Here is a 17,109-nt window from a genome sequence, read left to right as displayed (position 1 = left end):
CTGGCTTGACAGGCAGTTTGATGGCGACAATAGTCCGCCATTTCATCGACATGTTGTGTGCGTATGGGCATCGTGGCGCCCGCGTCTTCAGCTGAGGGTCGCTATCGACCGGTCCGGCACTGGAGGACGTGCGACCATGTTCAACGCCGGGCTCTTCCGTGCGCCGGCCTTCCCTCATGATTCGCTCTCAAGCCCGCCGAGCGCTAATCCGACGCGGGAGGCGGGCTTTCATGCCCCACTGTCCAATGCCTGGGACATGCAAGCCACCTGCAACTATTTACGATACAAATGGGCTGTTATTAGCTGGCTTCTAAAGACTTTTTCTGATCGGTGATATACTTTCATTTGTATTGCATTCCGCAAACGAAACGTAAGGAATAGCGATGAGCTACAAGGAACTGATCAAGAGCGGCGCTGACGCGACCGACATCCAGCAGTACCTGGTTGACGGCGAGATGACAGCCATCACCATCCGCATCCCGAAGAACCTTCGGGATAGCGCAAAAGAGGCCGCGGAACTCCGCGGCATGAGCTTCAGCACGTTGATCCGTAAGTGCATGATCGACGAGTTGAGCAGAAAGGAACAGTGATATGGCCAGCCAGGTCAAATCAAAACAGCGTGTAGCAGACCACGGTGAGGTCTTCACCAACGAGCGCGAGGTAAAGGCGATGCTCGACATGGTGAAGCAGGAGACGGAGAGGATAGAGTCTCGCTTCCTGGAACCCGCCTGCGGCGACGGAAACTTCCTTGCGGAAGTCTTAAGGCGCAAGCTTGCTGTGGTCAAGGCAAGATACGGAAAGAGCGTACGGGACTACGAAAAGTACTGCTTCATCGCCGTGGGCAGCATCTATGGAGTAGAACTGCTTGCGGACAATGCTGCTGACTGTCGCAATCGCCTTTACAGCATCTTTGAGGTCGAGTACATGAAGGTCTGCAAGAAGAAGCCGGATGAACGCTTCCTTCAAGCAATTCGCTACGTAATTGACCACAATATCCTATGTGGTGACGCGCTGACTCTTCTGCAAAGCAACGGAGAGCCGATTATCTTCCCGGAGTGGTCCATGGCCATGGGAACGAAGGTGAAACGCCGCGACTTCCGTCTGGATGAGATGATGGAGGGAAATGTTGACCATGGCGAAACCATGAGCCTCTTCGGCGCAAGCGGTGCGCCGACAACGGAATGGGAATTCGACGAGGAGACGCAGACTTATATTCCGCTCCCCATCAAGGAATACCCGCTTACAAGTTTCTACGAGGTGATGGATTATGAGTAGTCTGTTTGAAGCAACGTACAACCCTGACGTTCTTAGCTGCATCGCGAATTTGAGCAACGATGAAGTGTTCACTCCTCCCGAAGTTGCAAATCAAATGCTCGATCTTCTACCAAAAGATATTTGGTCAGACCCAAATGCAACATTCTTGGACCCTGCTTGCAAGTCAGGCGTTTTCTTAAGAGAAATCGCAAAAAGGCTCATTGCTGGACTTGAGAGCGAGTTTCCGATTCTAGAAGAACGCCTTGAGCATATTTTTAAAAAACAACTATTTGGAATGTCCATAACAGAACTTACGAGCTTGCTATCTCGCAGAAGCGTTTATTGCTCGAAATACCCCACTAGCGTCTACTCGGTAGTTCGCTTCGATAACCCAGAGGGGAACATTGACTATAAACGCATTGAACACTCTTGGTCTGGGGGAAGGTGCGAACTGTGCGGTGCTCCTCAAAAAGAATACGACCGTGGAGCAGACCTTGAATCTTATGCGTATGAGTTTATTCATCTTGACAATCCTAGTGAGGTCTTTGGAATGAAGTTTGATGTAATCGTAGGAAATCCCCCATACCAACTTTCTGATGGAGGAGCTCAGGCTAGCGCAACTCCTATTTACAATAAATTTATCGAGCAAGCGAAGAAGCTGAATCCGCGCTACATGACAATGGTTATTCCTGCTAGATGGTTTTCCGGCGGCAAAGGATTGGACTCCTTCCGCGCAGAGATGATCAATGATAGACGTATTAGAAAGCTTCATGACTTTCTTAATGCTGCAGACTGCTTCCCCGGAGTAGAAATCAAAGGCGGAATCTGCTATTTCCTTTGGGATCGCGACAACCCCGGGCTCTGCGATATCGTTACCCACAATGGAAATTCTTCTATCAGCCAAGAAGCGAGATATCTTCAGGAAGACAACACTGGCGTTTTTATCCGCCATGAGTTGGGTGTGAGCATCTACAGAAAGGTCACCCAGGGAAGCGAAAAGCGCTTTTCTGATTTTGTTAGCACGCAGAAGCCTTTTGGACTCAGAACTTTTGTGCAAGGCGTTGAAAAGCCTTTTGAAAATAGCGTTAAGCTCTACCAACGCGGTGGCGTAGGATACATTTCGAAAAACGACGTCGAAAAGAACCACAAATATATCGATACTTGGAAAATCTTCATATCTCGTGCCTATAACGCCGGAGACATGATTCCTCATCAGATAATCGGTAAGCCCATTCTTGCCGAACCGGGCAGTTGCTGCACTGAGACATACGTGATGGTTGGACCATTTTCTTCTAAAGCGCAAGCTGAAAGCGCATTGTCCTACATCAATACGAAGTTCTTCAGGTTCATGGTGTCTCTCATAAAAGTATCTCAAATGGCTCCTGCTAAAGTTTATGAATTTGTTCCAATGCTTGATTTCGACAGGGTTTGGAACGATGAAGACCTCTACTCTCTGTTTGGTTTGTCCGAAGATGAGATTGAGTTTATTGAAGCAATGATTAAACCCATGAGCGATGACGAGTAATCCATACTCCGATTGAGACCATTTCTATTTGCCCGGTGAACAAAATGAACAAAAACTTCTTCCCTCAAAAACCAGCAACAAAACCTTTCATTTACGCTTACTCTGATTCAAATCCCGCATACAGAGGCATGCTAAAAGTCGGATATACATCCATCGACGTTGAGAAGCGTATTGCCGATCAATATCCAACGCTTAAACCCGGAGAAAAGCCATACAAAATCGTCTTTTCCGAGCCCGCCGTTCGCAACGATGGAACCTCTTTCATGGACCATGAGGTTCACGAGGCCCTTGTACGCATGGGCTTCAGAAGGCTTCGTGACGAAGACGGAAAACTTACCGAGTGGTTTAAGTGTGACGCCAAAAATGTTCGCGCAGCTTGGTTGGCAGTTCGTGATCGCAAGGAGAACGTTGAGAAACGTGACCAGGACTTCGAAATGCGTCCTGAGCAGGCCGCAGCCGTAGAAAAAACCATCCGTTACTTCGAATCTATCAATGCGGACAACCCTCTTCGCACCCCTAAGTTCCTCTGGAACGCGAAGATGCGCTTTGGCAAGACCTTTGCAACTTACCAACTCGCCAAGAGGATGAACTTCAAGCGCGTGCTTGTACTGACGTTCAAACCCGCCGTCCGCAGCGCCTGGCACGATGACCTAGTGCGCCATGTTGACTTCGAAGGATGGCAGTTCGTCACGCGAGAAGGTCTTCAGTATGAAGATGCCGATTCAAGCAGGCCGATTGTCTGCTTCGGCTCATTCCAAGACTTCCTTGGAAAGGACAAGAACACCGGCAGCATCAAACCTCGCAACGAGTGGGTGCACCTGGAGCACTGGGATCTCGTCGTCTTTGACGAGTACCATTTCGGAGCCTGGAATGAGAACTCCAAGAGCCTCTTTGCGCTTGATGACGACGACGAGAAAAGCACTGCCGAGGCATCCAACACCGGAGACGGATACGATGAGTCTTGGCTCCCAATCGAAACCGACTACTACCTGTTCCTTTCAGGCACGCCATTCCGTGCTTTGAATTCAGGCGAGCTCATCGAGGAGCAGATTTTCAACTGGACATACTCCGACGAGCAACGCGAAAAGGAGAACTGGGACGCAGCGAATCCCGGAAAGCCGAACCCTTACATTACCCTACCTCGCATGGTCCTGATGACCTATCAGATGCCTGACGAAATCGTGAACATCGCCCGAGGCGGCGAGTACAACTCATTCGATCTCAACGCGTTCTTCGAAGCAAAGGGCAAAGGCAAGGAAGCAGAGTTCGTTTTCAAGGAGTACGTCCAGAAATGGCTCGACCTTATCCGCGGCGCATACTCTGCAACCACATTGGACAACCTGAAGCAGGGCGCCGAGAAGCCACCGGTGCCGTTCAGCCATGTTCCCCTGCTCAACGTCTTGAACCATACCCTCTGGTACCTTCCTAGGGTCAACAGCTGCCATGCGATGGCAAATTTGCTGGCGGAGCCTCAGAACGCCTTCTACCATGACTACACCGTGAATGTCTGCGCAGGTGCCGAGGCGGGCATTGGAGCCGCCGCCCTTGACAAGGTCCAGGAGTCCATGGAAAACCCTCTAGACTCGAAGACGATTACCCTCACCTGCGGAAAGCTCACAACCGGCGTCACCGTCAAGCCATGGACCGGCATCTTCATGCTCACAGGCATTGGAACTCCTGAAGCGTACTTCCAAAGCGCCTTCCGCGTCCAAAGCCCTTGGACCATTGGCGAGGGCGACGACCGCGAAATCGTGAAGAATGAATGCTACGTCTTCGACTTTGCGCTGGATCGCGCGCTGCGCATGGTCTCCGACTACAGCTGCCGCCTCTCCATCCAGGAGACGGGCCCCGAGCAAAAGGTCGGCGAGTTTATCAACTTCCTCCCGGTGCTTGCCTACGACGGCAGCGCGATGAGGCAGGTTTCCGCCGCCGATATTCTCGACATCGCGATGGCCGGCACCAGCGCGACGCTGCTCGCCCGTCGCTGGGAGAGCGCGCTCCTCGTCAACGTCGACAACGACACGCTTCGCCGCCTGCTTGCCAGCGAGGAGGCCATCAACGCCCTCATGAGCATCGAGGGCTTCCGCAACCTGAACCAGGACATCGAGACCATCATCAACAAGTCCGAGGCGGTAAAGAAGGCCCGCAAGGAAGCAGAGAAGCTCACTCCGAAGGAGAAGAAGGAGCTCTCCGAGGAGGAGAAGGAGTTCAAGTCCAAGCGCAAGGAGATTCAGGAGAAGCTGATCAAGTTCGCTACCCGAATTCCTGTCTTCATGTACCTAACCGATTACCGCGAGGAGACCCTGAAGGACGTTATCACGCAGCTGGAGCCAGGCCTGTTCAAGAAGGTCACCGGCTTGGACGTCAAAGACTTCGAGTTGCTTACCACTTTGGGCGTCTTCAACGACGGCCTCATGAACGATGCCGTCTACAAGTTCCGCCGTTACGAGGACTCCAGCCTCTCCTATACGGGCATCAACAAGCACGAAGGTGAGCGAGTCGGCCTGTTCGACACCACCCTTTCTGATTATGAATATCTCGAACTCGCACAAGAGGAATCCATGGTCACACCTGAAGGGTTTGCAAAGAAAGCTGCCCCTGCGTCAAAGCCTGCAAAGAAACAACCCGTCCTCCGCAAAGACAAGCCTACGCCCAAGACAACCGCCCCTGAACCTAAAGCCGCATCCGTTTCTAAGCCCGTGAAGAAAGACTGGGTTGTTGAGGAGCTTGAATCCAAAAAGATCGAGAGCGTAGACCTTCGCGAGTCCGATGGGTGCCTGTGGGTTGTAGGCGGTGGAGAGCTCGACGCTGCCATGAAGGAGCTCAAGGAGCTCGGCGCCGAATTCAAGTACAGCTTGCGTGGTGGAAAGGCCACTGGCAACCGCAGCGCTTGGTGGCTCAAGGGCTATCCAGAAAAGCAGGAGCCTAATCAAGAGCCTCAGGGCGTCACCGAAGAGCAGCTGGCTGCCATCGAGCCCGGTTCTCTCGTGTTCCATAAGGCGTTCGGCTATGGCGAAGTGCTCGACATCGACGACTCCTATATCACTGTCGCTTTCGACAATGACGACAAGAAGAAGAAACCGTACCGCAAGCTCGTCTTCCCTGGCACCTTCTACCAGGGTATCTTGCAGATTGGGTAGCGTCTATGACGAATACGATTGTCGAAAAACCAATAAAGGTAGACTTGCATATCCATTCGGCAGCTTCTTCGCATAAGGATGGTTCGAAGGTTTCGCAGAATACCGCCGAGAACCTTCCTGTTCTAATCCAGAGGCTTGAAGACCAAGAAGTGAATCTTGTTTCAATCTCTGATCACGATTGCTTCGACTACGATCTTTATAGGTCTTTTGTATCACTTGCGAGTAGCAGTGAGGTAATTGAGAAAGTCTTACCCGCAGTCGAGTTTAGCGTTGGATATAAGGTTGAAGGAGAACTCCGCGTAGTTCATATTGTCACGGTATTCGACGACAAAGATCAAGATGCTCTAAAGAGGCTTTCAGAAATGCTCGAGCTCGTAAATGGCCATCCATCTTACGACTGCGCCGAATGCTTTAGTGAAAAGTCATACTGGGAGATAATCAAGAAAACGGGTGTTGACGTTGTTCTGATTGCGCACCAGAAAAACAGCCTGGGTTCTAAAAAGCCAAGAGTTAACGACGCTTCAAGCGTAGGAGAAGAGCTTTTTAACGAACTGGTATTTCTTGATTACTTCGAAGCTTATGAGTACAAAAATCAGAAGAATGAGCTTTTTAATAAGACATACAACTACAGTAAGGAAGAAACGGAGCAGATCCGTTTCATTACGGGTTCCGACTGCCATAACTGGTCATGTTACCCGCATGTCGATAGCAATGATTCGAGCATCCCTCACCCAACTTATCTGAAGTGCCTGCCAACCTTCCGCGGCCTTTCCCTAGCTGTGACTGATCTTGGCAGAATCAAGACTGTGCCAAAGTTCTTCAACCCTGCGCATAACACGTTGCAAGAGCTTGAGCTGGTTGTTTCGGGAACCCGCGTTAAGGTGCCGCTATCAAAAGGAATCAACGCAATCATCGGAGACAATTCGATTGGCAAGTCCTTAATGCTCAATGCTCTGACTGGTTTCCGGCACGTCAATGCTTCCACAAAGAACGGATACAATCGATACCTCGCAAAAATTGGAGTTTCAATCGAATCGAAGCTTGAAGAAGGAAGCTACAAGTTTGACGGGCAAGGCGATATTAAAGACATTTTTGAGGGGATCCGTAACGGACGAACTAAAGCTAGCGACATTCTTTCAAGGCACTTCCCTGAGCCTGTCGATAACTCGGCTGTCTTGACCGCAGGAAAATCGCAAATTTCGCTCCTCTGTGATTCAACAAGAAAGGCAATCGAATTCTCGAACGCAATTTCGTCAATGCCGTCCTTTGACATTCCAACAGATCAGTTGGATGCCCCAGCCGAAAGTGTTAGCCTAACAGGATCGCTTCGCACGCCCAGCCCCAACAAAGACCAAGCTGTTATAGATAAGGCCGAGGAAATCCTGGCTAGTCTTGACTCGATGCTCCTGGAGAACAGGAATGCTCTGACTCCTGAAGACACGGAGGATATTAAGGAAGCCAGGAAACATCTTTCAGGCATTGTCCGTAGACATAAGGTTGTTGTAGGCGCAATAAAACTCAAGAAGCGAATAGCGAATGCCTTCTCAGCTGCATTTTCCAGCACTAAAACAAGTGTTGCCAAGGTAATCACAGATAGGCAGCAAGCTGTCTCTTCCTACAACGAATCGATAGATGCGGCGGCAACCGCCATAATCAATGCAGTTGAGAAAAAGGCTTGTGTAGCAGACTTTTCTTTCGAGTTCGACCCAATCCCTGTTGTGCCGAAAGAAAACCCTGTTGGGGATTTGACCTTTGTTTCGAAGTTGGGCATCGAAAGCTTAACGCCTGCACTGCTCAACTCCGTTTTGTCGTCCGTTTTGAAAGTAAATAAGTGCTTGGATTTTACCCGGCTAACCCGATCCGATCTCATTGAGGCGATAAAAAACTACCCCGATGATGTCGGATTAGATCCAGTGGCGGTTTTGAAAGAGCGCATGATAAACGAACTAGAAAAGAGGCTTGCGCCCCAAAACGCAATTATTAAAGATCAGAGTGATTTGTATGAGGAGCTTTCGCAGGGGTTCAATGCGCAAATGTACTTTTCGCTTATGGCAGATTCCGCACTTGGCGAATCCGTGTATCTAATCGACCAGCCCGAAGACCAGATTTCCCAAAACGCAATCAAACATTCAGTCTTGAAGGAATTCCGTTCGATTGCCCAGAGCCGTCAGGTCATTCTTGTGACCCATAATCCTCAGTTTTTGGTGAATCTAGATGTTGATAACGTTATCGCCCTGTCAATGGAAGGCGGGGAGCTCTGCGTCCGCCACGGCGCTCTCGAATACGAGTGCGCCACGTATTCTGTTTTGCAGGTTGTTGCGGATACGGTTGAAGGCGGACTCGACACTATTAAAAAGAGGATGAAGAGATATGACAAGAACAGTTAGTTTTGAAGAGACGGCAGACGAGTTTGTGTTCATATGCACGATCGAGAACCAGACCAAGAAAGTTTTCAAGGTAAATAAGGAAACATTATCCGTAAGCGCCAACCAACTTTTCGAGTCAATGTTTTCCGATCTTAATCAGGCCCCTTCCTTTGAGTTTATCGAGCCGGCAAACCTCGAGAAAACATCAAAGCATGTTTTCCAGACCGTGAAGCAAATTGTCGAAAAAGCTTCTGAGGGAATCAAGCAGGAGTGGTTTGACCAGTCTGAAGAACTTGTTGCCGCTGAGTAGGCTCTGCAGGGGAGGGTTTTGCGGGGTTTCCTCTGCCCTACCCTCCCCTGAAATATAATGTCCATGTGGCCATTGGCTGTTGCTCGCAGTTTGCCGTGACCCAGCGTGACCCACGAAAACGCCTCGGATGACCCAAAAAAACCGTGACCCAAATTTGACCCCATGGAATTTCGTCCATTTTTGAGACTGGGTGTAAATAGAACAAACTGGAACAAACTGCGACAAACTGGAACAAACTGGAGATAGTTTTTAACTATTGAGTGGGAGTAAAAAGTACTTATAACGGTTCGCTGCAGTAGGTGATAAAAACCAAAGAAACACCAGTTAGAATAGCCTATTTGGGGTTTCTTGATGTTGCAGTTGAGAGCGGTTGAAAATGCTTTTTCCGGGATTCTTAATCCATCAGATGGCTTATCAGACACAACAATTGATCCATGACTTTACGACATATTTCCGCAGTTAAAGAGCCGAAAATTGGAGAGCATAACGCAACAATTCGTTCACGGGAGGCGAGCATGCCGCAGCACGTGAAGGGCGTAGCCGTTCAAAACTGCACCCTCACGCTCGGATGTCCGCCATCTTCTCATTGCCCGCAGGTTCACACACTCGCTGTAGCGGTCTGCTATGAACGGAACTTTCGGGTGCCTAGATAAGCAGCTCCCTCTCGCCCTGCCCGGGCTTGTGCTGGCGGCGCGACATGTTGTTCTTCTTGAATACCACCTTCTGAGCGTCTCTCATCTTGAGGAACGACTCCTTGGCGGCGGTATGAAACGGCAGCAGCCTCGTGCCCGCCTTGGTCTTGGCGCCCTTGAAGTTGTCGAGGGCGTGTTGGGGTATTTGGTGGCGAAATAACGGGCACGACATGGAAAAACCCCGCTTTCACGAAGGAAAGCAGGGATCGTTGGGTAGGAGGATTGCTTAGAACGCTTCAATGCGCGGAGTCTCAAGGTCCTTGACCTCGAAGGAACCGTCGTTGAGCTCTGCGAGGCGCGCGTTGAGCCTGCCGGGGAGGTCGAGCATCTTGCCCTCGTCAGCCTTTTCCCGTTTCTCGTCGAACCAACACGCCTGGCCGTGGATGTCGAACTCATAATAGGACGAGTAGAACTCGGAAATCTCATCGTTGTCCACGATGGAGATGCCGGTGCACAGCTTACCGTCAATGCACTCGTCTTTCCACAAAGGTCCGAACGTGAAATCAAGGGATATCTTCAATGGCTTCATTACCTCGCCCTTCCTCTCTTCACGGGATAGGCGCTGACCATGAAACCGTTCAACCCCCATCCCTGCAAGTAGGATGCGCTCGCCTTCGTATTCGCAGAAGCTGTTGTTTTTGGCATTTTCTCTTCACCACGACGCTAATCAAATAGCAGAAGCTGGCGCGTGGGTCTCGTCAAAGCCACATATAGGTTTTCCTTTGAATAAGCCTTCTGGTCCGAAGCCCTGACGACGGCGACGCTGTCGAATTCGAGGCCCTTGACTAAAAGCACGCGCGAGATCTTAAATTGGGCTGGTTTGTATGGCCGATACCGATCACTTGCCTTTGCGCGCTCAAATGCAGAAATAGGATCCTCTCCTGCATCAAGGGACGCTCTGATGGCGAACAAAACGTCGTTCCAGGCTTCTCGTCTGACGAGATGAGGACCACAGCAATCGCGAATGGAGTCGCAAGCTCCATTAAAGGTGACCTTGTTGAAATCTTGAGATGCTAGCCCAAGATTAACAAGCACGTGGGCGTAGTCTTTGCGAGCCTTTGCGGATAGGTACCGATCTAGCGGTTTGCTCTCTTGCAATGCGCGAAGGATTGGCCTATCGAGAACTTTCGAAAGACGCGAATGGCATTCAAGGGCAAGTTCTGCAAGCCATTCTGCCTTCGCCCCGGAGTTCCCCTGCAAAGGAAACGATCTCAATCGTTCTCTTGCAAATTTGCCCTCCATTTCTTCTACGAGTTCAAATGATCCTGCCAGTCTCTTCGATATTTTTTCGGAAAAGACTAGAGGAAGATTAGGGCACAGCATCGCAGCACTTTCACTTCTGCGCCGCATTGCATACGCGCCTCTAATTACTTCCTCCTTGGACGGACTTGACAAGATGTGCTCCACATTGGCGACGTCAATTGCTTCGAAGTCCAATTGCTTATCAGCCATTAATTCCGGCCTAACGTATTCCAGTAACCATTTTCCTAGCTCGGGGTTTGTCTTGGACCAGCGGTGAGGCTTGGGGTCAAGTGACCCCAATGGGGCGAAGGAACCCTCAACGTCTAATATCCAATCAGGGAATTGCTGACCCTTGAAATCGAATATACGCTGAAGCCTGTCGCCGAAAACGGCGACGGACCCGATTATGTCCCGAAGGGCAATCGCAAGGCGATGTTGCGCCATGTCGCAGTCTTGGTATTCGTCAATAAGAATCAACGAATAACTGGCTGATACGACAGACCCAAACACATCGGACGAGCATAGCTTGACAGCCCCCAAGACACACTGGGTGTAATAGTTGGGATCGGAACGAGTTGCTTCAACGTCTATCCCCGAGAGTAATGGGTATGCATGCGAAATCCGTTCGGCCCAAGCGCATATAGTGAACACGGAGTATTTGGATGAATCGACCCCGAAACGACGAAGGCGATCTTTAATAACGGAGACTCCGGCATTGGTGTGAGTGAGGATTAAGGTTTTCTTTTCGAGATTGCCAGCGAGGTTCGTCACCGATGCAATCAATTGCGTTTTTCCCGTCCCTGCAGGAAGTTCGATGGAGCAAGGGGCCGCGGAGAGGACTTCGGCAGCGAGCGTTCTGCTCTCGTTGTCCAGGGCATCCATCAATCCTCCCTCGGGAAAGCGCTCAGCAGCTCGTGGTATGTTGTGTTTAAATCCGACTGAAAGAATCGATCGCTCCGAGCAACTGTGTCGATAAGCCATTTCCCAAGTTCGATACTTGCGGGAACGCTTTTGAACCAGCCTTTTCGTTTTGAAGCTGAAGCGACAAGCATCTCCCTTACGTCCTCCTCGGGTCTGCCAAGCCAACATGCTTCCGGCGACGAGGGATCGAATGCGCCTAATCCATTGTTGGAGAAGTCAGAGTTAACGCGTTCGCGTGAAACTATTTCCTCATCTACGATAAACGCGAGCAGCTGGGATATCTGCTCCTTTTCCAGAGCATCGAATATGGCGCTTTCTGTAGACCAACCATTGGGCCATGTGAAGATGCGTACACCAGATTTCCTGACACTTTCCAACTTGTCATTAGTGTCAGAATCGTCAGCATCCACAAGAAGGGCAACCTTGTATCCTAAAGATGCGAATCCTATCGCTTTCGAGACGGCGCTCGAGCCTCCGTTGCCCTGGCAGAGACATACCCCGCGCGCTGCCAAAGTCGGATCACCTTGCGCACGAGACGCATCATCGTGGCGCTCCGCAAAGGCTCTATAAAGGCCCTCTTCCGTTTGCCCCTCAACAACGATAATTGACCGCGCCAGAAAGGGAGAAGGGTTCGAGCGGTGAAGGCCCTCGAGCTCTTCGGGCACGAAAGAGCATCGAGCCGCTCCGTCTCGATTGGCCAATATTGCGATTTCTGCAGCCGAACAGCTCTCGACGGCGTTGCTTGAATGGGTGGTAAGGAACACTTGCGAAATATCCTCATCAGACCTCAAGGCCTCTATAAGGCCAATAACGCGGTGCGGTTCAAGGCCGCTTTCTGCCTCGTCGATCAAGAGCGTAGATTTATCGGTGGCGCCGAGCTTTTGTATCGCGAGGCTTGTAAGGCGACGCGTGCCGAGTCCATAGCGATGAACGGGAACGCTTCCTGAATAAAGCGCGAGCGAACCGTAGCCGTCGCCTCTTGAAACATCGAGTCCTGGAGTCATATCGGAGTAGTCGGCAGCACCTAAGGCCTGGGCGCTGGCCCTAATGCCGTCCAGCACGGAGGCAAAATCCGCAGACACCGAGAGTTTGTTCAGGGCATTACGGGCAGCCTGAGTGGCGTCACGTAATGCCGCCTCGGCTCCGTCGGTACCCCGTGATGCCCTGCCCAGTGCTGAATTGCGCGACCAACGAAGGTGAGTGTCGACCCTCTCATCGAGCTTGGAAACACCGAGTTTTCTTCTTATCGACGCCTTGAACGGTATGGACGATCCGTCAGGGCAGATAATTGACCATGTCGGTTCAAAGTCAATGCCTATTGACAGTTCGACAACGAGGCATTGCTCAAATCCATCAAATGGCTCGGAAGTAACCTTGCCATCTTCCGATATGCCCCGCAAGCACAGTCCGCAGGAGCCAATGGATAACAATTCGTTTGGAATTTGAGACAAGGCAGCAGTGACGACAATCGGCTTCGACTCGTCTTTGAAGTCTGCAAATGAAATTGGAAGGTTCCACCTGTCCGCAAGAAGCCAATCGAGAGCGTCCAATACGGTCGTTTTTCCTGAATCGCCTGCGCCTATGATGCAGATGAGTTTCTTGTCGGCAGGAATTGCCCATTCGAGCTGTTCAATGCCTCGAAAATTAGCGATCTTCAACTCTCGTACAATCAAGTTGATTCCCTCCGATTAATTGCTTGCTGTTTTGGCCCAGTCACGAACTGCGTGCTCAAGCGGACCATTCCCACTCGACAGCGCAACACTCCAGTGCTTGCAGTTCAACAGGAGAAGACGATTCATGAGCTCGACGTGTGGGAAATCGAGTCGATAAAATGACTCGAGCGAACTGTCAGTGGTGAAGAGCGCTGCATACTCGCTGCTCAACGGCATGTACGCAAAGTCGAAATCATAGGAATCGTCCTCCGGCCCGATTATGAACATGGGCATCGACGTCGTAACGAAGCCCGAGCCGATAGGCGCTTCGAGAATGCAGAAATGCTTCTCAAAGAATGCTTCGCGGATGCGGTTGGCTGGAACGGAGCCGTCCTCGGAAAAGAGCATTGTTGCAGCAACTGAGAGTTCGGTGAGAGCCTTACGGCCACCCTTCCAACCAGACCAATTGAGCAACGCACTATCTTCTTCTGTCAGAATGCCGTCCGCCTGCAGCAAGGAGGATTCCTCCCGTGCCCTGCTCCTACCATCCAGCATGGCCACAGGATGGCGCACTATGAGGCTTGAGGCCAACTTACAGACCGCCTGCCGCCCTCGTCGAAAGGCGTCACCTTCAAGCGTCGCGTCCTTGCAGCATTGCAAAAGCCGCGAGTAGGGAACGGAAATCCGACTCTCATCTTCGGACAGCTTTGACTCGATGAGGTTCTGCGCATAATACTTATCGGCGCTATCGGCCTCTATATCGGAGTACTTGACTTCGTACAGATCGCGTTTGCTGCATACATTTTCGACCTTCGTATAGAAATAGATATCGGCGCTTCTTTTGTAAACACGAAGCCGCCCAGAGGAATCTGCGAAATGGCGCAGATAGAACTGCGGCACCCAGTGCTGCTTTCGCATCATCTTTCCGGGCAGCTTCGACATCTTAGGCCTCCGCCGCCTCGTATTGGTACGTTGTGCGCACGTTGTAGTGGAAGTCGTTTCCGAGGTCCAGTGCCTCGAAGTGCTTCTTGGCGCATCCGATCTTGATCCTCTCCGCGTCGCGCAGGGCGGGCTCGCCGTTCTTGCCACCCTTGGTCTCGGTCACGAAGTACACGCGGCGCTCGCCGTCGGCCTCCTCGACATACGCCCAGTCGGGATTGTAGCTGCCGAGCGGCGTGTCGATCTTGAACGCAGAGGGAAGCTTAGCGAACACGAGCACCTCCTCCTGCTTGTCGAGAGCCTCGGCAAAGGAGCGCTCGACCCCCGCCGAGTCGTAGACCACGTAGTTGTATAGGCTCTTGCCTGTCGCATCCGGTTTCCACGCGTTCTGTCCGAGGTAGGCAGTGTAGTCGTCGAGCTCGAGGTCGCGCATGGTGTACCACTCGTCCTCGGGAAGGCGCACGTACTTGATGCCCTGGGCGATGAGGTCGTTCTTCACACGGTTGATCTTGTCGCCGACCTGTGCGAGGAAGGTCGCGGGGTCGACCTCGAACTCATCGAAGCGGCTGCAGCCCTCGAGAATTGCCTTGATGGTGCCGCGGGTGAGCCCGACGGCGTCTTGCAGCTCTGCGATCGGGTCGGGAAGGTCGTATTTCACCTTTCCCGAAACGGAAACCACGGAGGTGCCCGTGCCCTCGGCGCTCACGCCCGCGTCGTCGATGCCCAGCGAGGCGCGCTCGCTCGTCACCTGGGGCGGGCGCACGGCGAGCATGCCGTCGACCGCCTCGATGGCATGCTCGATAAGCTTGTTGGAGTCAACCTCCACCTGAAAGCGTGTGCGCTGGCGGATACGGTCCCACAGGGCCTGGAAGGCCGGGTCGAGCGTGACGCCCTTCTGGATCTCGACCGACACCTCTTTGGCCTTGTCGCGGATCTGGATCCTCTGGGACTTATGGATGATGATCGCCTCAATCTGCTCCTTTGCCGACTCGAGCTCGGCAGGAAGCTCCACCTTGCCGCCCTCGGCCGCTGCCTTAAGCTCGGGTGTCACTGCACCCTTGCCGTCGACCATACCAGTTGCGACGAGGCGATCGTAGACCTGCTTCGACCTCTCGTAGCCCAGGCGCTCCTCGACGCCTTCGGGGTTCTTGACCGTGACCTTCGTGAAACTCTCCGGGGTGATGATACCGAACTTGAAGTCATCGGCCTCGAACTCCTTCTGCAAGCCGTTGGCGAACTCGTCGTAGCTCTCGTTGGCGATAACGGTAAGCACGTTCGCCTCGGGGTCGTACAAGCGCTCGCCGTACTGGTTCACGCACAGGCGCAGGCCGCGGCCAATCTTCTGGCGTTTGGTCAGGTTGTCCTTGGTCTCGACGAGCGTGCAGATCTGGAACACGTTGGGGTTGTCCCAGCCCTCCTTGAGCGCGGAGTGGCTGAAGACGAACGAGACGTTCTTGTCCTTGTCCATGCCGTCAGGGAAGGAGACGAGCGTCTCCTTCTTCTGCATGATGAGCTCGAACGCCCCGGCGTCGTCGGCGGTGCCGGCAGCGCCCTTGGAATCCTTGAACTTGCCTTTTTTGTCCTTGGCGAAATAGCCCTGGTGCACGGCGTGGGGATCTTCCACCAAGGGAGCACCGACCGCCTCGTAGCACTCAAGCCACGTGCCCTTGCCGATTCCCGCCGCCTTGGCCACGCGACGGGGAGCCTTCGAGCGCAGGGCCCCGGCGTACTCCTCCTCGAACATCTGGGCGTACAGGCCGCCATGGACCTCGGGCTCGTACACGCGGTAACGGTCGACCCGGTCGATGAAGAAGAGGGACAGCACCTTCACGCCGCGCGGCCACAGCTCGAACTGGCGGGCCAAGTGGTCCTCGATGGTGCGGCGGATCTGCGCGCGCTTGACGATCCCCTCGTTGACGTCGCCCAGGACCTCGCCCAGCTCGAGCACCTCGCCATTCTGGAATTCGACGAACTCGTCACCTTCGGCAGCGCCGATGTTGTTGACGACCCAGCCGTTTTCGTAGTCGCTGTTCTCGCCGCTCTTCTGGTAGAGGTCGGCGCCCATCCTGACGGTAATGGCCTTGCGCTTCTGCGTGCCGTCCTTCTGGCGCGCATCTATGGTAAGCCTTGCGGAAAACGGATCCGACTTCACGGACTCGAGCTTCACGTAGGCGCCGTTGAGGTTGGCCTCCGCTTGCACCGAGTCAACGCAGATGCCCTTCACCAGATGGCGTTCGAAGGCGTCCACCGGTGTCAGACGGTAGATCATGTTGTACGTTTGCTTGTGCGTAGCCGAGTAACGCAGCACGAAAAGCGGGTTCAGGCTCTTGATGGCGGCCTTGGCCTGCTTGGTGTTGTCGACGCTCTGCGGCTCGTCGATGATGACGACGGGCTTGCACGCGCTCACGAGCTCGCATGGGCTGAATCCTCCGGCAAGCTTCTCGCTGCGACGATGGAAGAGGTTTCCCTCTTTGGCCGATCCGTCCTTCTCGAGGCCCTTGTTGAAGGCGTCAATGTTAATGATCATGACCTGCATAGAATTGGATGTGGCGAAATTGCCCACTGAACCCATATCCTTCGAATTGTAGACAAAGTACTCCAACGGAGCGCGGTCGTACAGCACCTCGAAGTGCTTGCGCGTAGTCTGGAAGCTCTTGAGCACACCCTCGCGGATAGCGACGCTCGGCACGACAATGACGAACTTGGTTATCCCATAGCGCCGATTCAGCTCGTAAATGGAACGGATGTAGACGTAGGTCTTGCCGGTACCCGTCTCCATTTCCACGGTGAAATCACGCAGGCGCCCGTCGGTAAGCTCCCCCGTCGGCGGCAAGCAACCCTCCTCCTGCACGGCGTGAAGGTTCTCCAACAGCTGGCCCGGGGCTATGCGGACCTCGTTTCCATGGCCGATGGAGAGCTCGCCGATAGCCATTTGGGCATTGCGGCGAGAATCAGTGGAGAAAACACCGCTGACAAACCGTTGCCCGCGGAAAAGGTCGCACGTAGCCTCTATTGCTTCCAGCTGATGCTGCTGATCGGATGAGAACTTGAACTCGAGCGATGCCATG

The 17,109-nt window shown here is 52.7% G+C and carries 12 protein-coding genes; 6 read left to right on the top strand and 6 right to left on the bottom strand.

Annotated elements, in window-relative coordinates; translation table 11 throughout:
• Positions 1-383 precede the first annotated feature (383 nt).
• From ACTQZK_RS07330 to ACTQZK_RS07305, 6 genes are read left to right on the top strand one after another with little or no spacing between them, the layout of a single operon-like run.
• Positions 384-590: a YlcI/YnfO family protein gene (locus ACTQZK_RS07330; RefSeq protein WP_441899153.1), complete on the top strand. Its 207-nt coding sequence runs from the start codon at positions 384-386 to the stop codon at positions 588-590.
• 1 nt (position 591) lies between these two features.
• Positions 592-1,275: a hypothetical protein gene (locus ACTQZK_RS07325; protein ID WP_441899151.1), complete on the top strand. Its 684-nt coding sequence runs from the start codon at positions 592-594 to the stop codon at positions 1,273-1,275.
• On the top strand, positions 1,268-2,779 hold the full coding sequence (locus ACTQZK_RS07320; RefSeq protein WP_441899149.1) for an Eco57I restriction-modification methylase domain-containing protein: 1,512 nt from the start codon (positions 1,268-1,270) through the stop codon (positions 2,777-2,779). Before ACTQZK_RS07325 ends, ACTQZK_RS07320 begins: the two co-directional genes overlap by 8 nt.
• A 44-nt stretch (positions 2,780-2,823) precedes the next feature.
• A complete protein-coding gene (locus ACTQZK_RS07315; protein ID WP_441899147.1) occupies positions 2,824-5,919 on the top strand; it encodes a GIY-YIG nuclease family protein in 3,096 nt (1,031 codons plus the stop codon).
• A 5-nt stretch (positions 5,920-5,924) separates the two neighbouring features.
• Positions 5,925-8,306: a hypothetical protein gene (locus ACTQZK_RS07310; protein WP_441899145.1), complete on the top strand. Its 2,382-nt coding sequence runs from the start codon at positions 5,925-5,927 to the stop codon at positions 8,304-8,306.
• Positions 8,290-8,595, top strand: a complete 306-nt coding sequence (locus ACTQZK_RS07305) for a hypothetical protein (protein WP_441899144.1) — start codon at positions 8,290-8,292, stop codon at positions 8,593-8,595. Before ACTQZK_RS07310 ends, ACTQZK_RS07305 begins: the two co-directional genes overlap by 17 nt.
• 645 nt (positions 8,596-9,240) lie before the next feature.
• Here the strand turns inward: ACTQZK_RS07305 and ACTQZK_RS07300 are convergent.
• The 6 genes from ACTQZK_RS07300 to ACTQZK_RS07275 all read right to left on the bottom strand — a co-directional run bounded on the left by ACTQZK_RS07300 (position 9,241) and on the right by ACTQZK_RS07275 (position 17,108).
• Positions 9,241-9,459: a hypothetical protein gene (locus tag ACTQZK_RS07300; RefSeq protein ID WP_441899142.1), complete on the bottom strand. Its 219-nt coding sequence runs from the start codon at positions 9,457-9,459 to the stop codon at positions 9,241-9,243.
• 54 nt (positions 9,460-9,513) lie between these two features.
• Positions 9,514-9,816, bottom strand: a complete 303-nt coding sequence (locus ACTQZK_RS07295) for a hypothetical protein (protein ID WP_441899141.1) — start codon at positions 9,814-9,816, stop codon at positions 9,514-9,516.
• A gap of 134 nt (positions 9,817-9,950) precedes the next feature.
• Positions 9,951-11,411, bottom strand: a complete 1,461-nt coding sequence (locus ACTQZK_RS07290) for a UvrD-helicase domain-containing protein (RefSeq protein WP_441899140.1) — start codon at positions 11,409-11,411, stop codon at positions 9,951-9,953.
• The gene (locus tag ACTQZK_RS07285) at positions 11,411-13,123 is read right to left on the bottom strand and encodes an ATP-dependent nuclease (protein WP_441899138.1); all 1,713 of its coding nucleotides are present in this window, start codon (positions 13,121-13,123) and stop codon (positions 11,411-11,413) included. Before ACTQZK_RS07285 ends, ACTQZK_RS07290 begins: the two co-directional genes overlap by 1 nt.
• A gap of 15 nt (positions 13,124-13,138) precedes the next feature.
• Positions 13,139-14,044: a DUF4238 domain-containing protein gene (locus ACTQZK_RS07280; RefSeq protein WP_441899136.1), complete on the bottom strand. Its 906-nt coding sequence runs from the start codon at positions 14,042-14,044 to the stop codon at positions 13,139-13,141.
• Position 14,045: 1 nt separating this feature from the next.
• Positions 14,046-17,108: a restriction endonuclease gene (locus ACTQZK_RS07275; RefSeq protein ID WP_441899134.1), complete on the bottom strand. Its 3,063-nt coding sequence runs from the start codon at positions 17,106-17,108 to the stop codon at positions 14,046-14,048.
• Position 17,109: the final 1 nt, after the last annotated feature.

Source organism: Paraeggerthella sp. LCP19S3_G8 (genome assembly GCF_052119225.1).
Lineage (GTDB): Bacteria > Actinomycetota > Coriobacteriia > Coriobacteriales > Eggerthellaceae > Paraeggerthella > Paraeggerthella hominis.
Note: the sequence above shows the minus strand (reverse complement) of the source record. Positions and strands in the feature narration are given on the sequence as shown.